Origin of the sequence: Acinetobacter sp. 102 (genome assembly GCF_037028485.1) — a bacterium.
Lineage (GTDB): Bacteria > Pseudomonadota > Gammaproteobacteria > Pseudomonadales > Moraxellaceae > Acinetobacter > Acinetobacter higginsii.
Genome location: NZ_JAZEZK010000048.1, coordinates 1 through 2,366, shown reverse-complemented (window position 1 = coordinate 2,366; position 2,366 = coordinate 1). Strand labels below are relative to the sequence as shown.

The 2,366-nt window shown below is 35.9% G+C and carries 2 protein-coding genes and 1 pseudogene; 1 reads left to right on the top strand and 2 read right to left on the bottom strand.

The window, feature by feature from the left end:
• Positions 1 to 1,042, bottom strand: a 1,042-nt coding sequence (locus WA352_RS21585; protein WP_336143893.1) for a PAS domain S-box protein, incomplete at its 3' end; no start/stop codon positions are given.
• A gap of 164 nt (positions 1,043 to 1,206) precedes the next feature.
• Between WA352_RS21585 and WA352_RS21580 the strand changes: the two are divergent.
• Positions 1,207 to 1,446, top strand: a pseudogene (locus WA352_RS21580) (IS30 family transposase); the annotation flags it as partial.
• Between the two features lie 254 nt (positions 1,447 to 1,700).
• On the opposite strand, the gene WA352_RS21575 reads toward WA352_RS21580, so the two are convergent.
• Positions 1,701 to 2,366, bottom strand: a 666-nt coding sequence (locus WA352_RS21575) for an IS3 family transposase (RefSeq protein WP_336143892.1), incomplete at its 5' end; no start/stop codon positions are given.

Below are 2,366 nucleotides of genomic sequence, written 5' to 3'. Positions count from 1 at the left end.
AGCGACAATTACGACCTGAAATTTCTTTTTCGGAATATCCGGTTAATTTTAGAAAAGCAGGATTAATGTATACAATTTCATGATTTGAAGTAGCATCAGTAATTACAATACCATTAGGACTTGCATCTAATCCCCGTTTTAATAATTGTAAATGCTCTTCTGTTTTATATCGGTCTGTAATATTTTTTACAATTGCAAATACGCCTACAATTTTTTTATTTTGAAATAATGGTAAAAAGGTGAGATCTGCCCAATATTTTTCCTCTCTAACGTCATAAACCTGTATTTCTAGACGTTGAATATGACCTTCTGTAGCTTTTTTAAAAGCTTCTTCTGTTATTTTTTTATATTGAAGATGAATAAAATTTAAATAGTGTAGTCCTACAATCTGCTCTATCTCAAATCCATTAATCTTTTTTGATGTTATATTTAATTGGTTAATATTTCCATGTAAATCCAATTCATATACCGTATCAGGATGATGATCAAAAAAAGAATGATATTTGTCCTTCATAGCATTTTTATGCTGACGCTCATAATATAGATCGATCCCTAAAGCAGTCAGGTATGCCGCATGATTAAGCATTTTAATCTCATCATCTGTTGGGCTCTTCGGTTTTCGATAATAAGTTGCAAAAGTTCCATATAAAGTACCTTCAGCACTAATTATAGGAACTGACCAACAAGCAGAAATATTTTCTTCAATAAGAAATTTTTGATAGCTTATCCAGTTAGGATGAATAAGAATATCTTCACAAATAACGATTTTACGATAATAAGCTGCTGCTCCACATGCACCAACATATGGCCCAATCTTTAAATTTGTTAATGCATTACGATATGCTGAAGTAAAATATTGTCCTCCACTGATTAAATTTAAATGTTTTTCTTTCTCTGAGAAAAACATAATAGTTACCATTGATCCAGGAATTAAACCTTCCAACCACTTTGAAACTGTATGCAAAACAACTTTTAAATCAGTTTGTTTACCTAAAAAATCAAGAATAAACAAAGTATCAGGATTACTAGATTTTTTAGACATTACACACCATTCAATAAACGCAAACTCAAATCATAAGTTCGACACATTTGTAGTTAGTTAAAAAAGTTAGGTGTATTCGTAGAATCATGAGACTTTTTCAACTCGCAATTGGAAAGCACACAATGAAGAAATATACTAATCTTTCTCAAGATTAAAGATACGAAATTTATGCTACTTTGAAAACTAAAAATTCAATCGTTACGCTTGCTCGGGAGTTAGTGCGCTCACGATCAACCCTCTATCGTAAATTAAAAAGAAATACTGGGTAATGTAGATGTAAAGCGCAACAGGCAGCGAAATTTGCAAGCCAAAAAAGACGCTTCTTTCCTTCATCACCCATGACAGCGTTTGCCTTCGCCTATATTGATTATCTGATTGGCTTGGACTGGTCACCAGAGCAAATTTAACGTGCTTTAACACAACGTGGTTGGCTGGATGTACCTGATGTGGGTCTAGGATTTTAGACCATGCCTATAAGTAAATATTTAATACAGACCAAGGCAGTCAGTTCACCAGTGATGCATTTATTAATATATTGAAATCAAATGGCATTCAAATCAGTATGGATGGTAAACTTGCGCAGTATACTGCTCATAGGTTGATAATGTGATGGTTGAACGGTAATCCTCCCATAAATAACCGAAGTTAAAAGTAGAGGTTAAGCAGCCATTAGAGGTGGCTTTCCTTTGTTAGCTTGATGTGGTCTTTCATGGTTGTAATGCCACAACCAGTTTGTTGCATAATCTTGTACTTCATCCAAAGTATCAAATAAATGCTTGCTCAGCCAACTATAACGTATGGTCCGATTATAGCGTTCAATATACGCATTCTGCTGTGGCTTACCCGGTTGAATATATTCAATACGAATACCGTGCTCAGTAGCCCAGCGCACAAATTCGTGACTGATAAATTCGGGACCATTATCGCATCGGATCACTAACGGTTTTTCTCTCCACTCCAGCAATTGATTCAACGTACGAATAACCCTGATTGTGGGCAATGAGAACCCTGCTTCAATGGCTAGGCCTTCGCGGCGGTAATCATCAATCACATTCAATAATCGAAACTTGCGACCATCGGAAAGCTGATCATGCATAAAATCTAATGACCAAACCTGATTTTCTCGGATTGGTTCTTTCAATGGTTCAGGCGCATGCCGTTTTAGTCTTCTTCTCGGTTTAATACGCAGATTCAGTGCCAACTCACAGTAAATGCGGTAAACCCGCTTGTGATTCCAGCAGCAACTCTCAACATGCCGTAAATACGAGAAGCACAAACCAAAGCCCCAATCGGAATTTTCCTCAGTGAGTTCAATGAGCTGTTC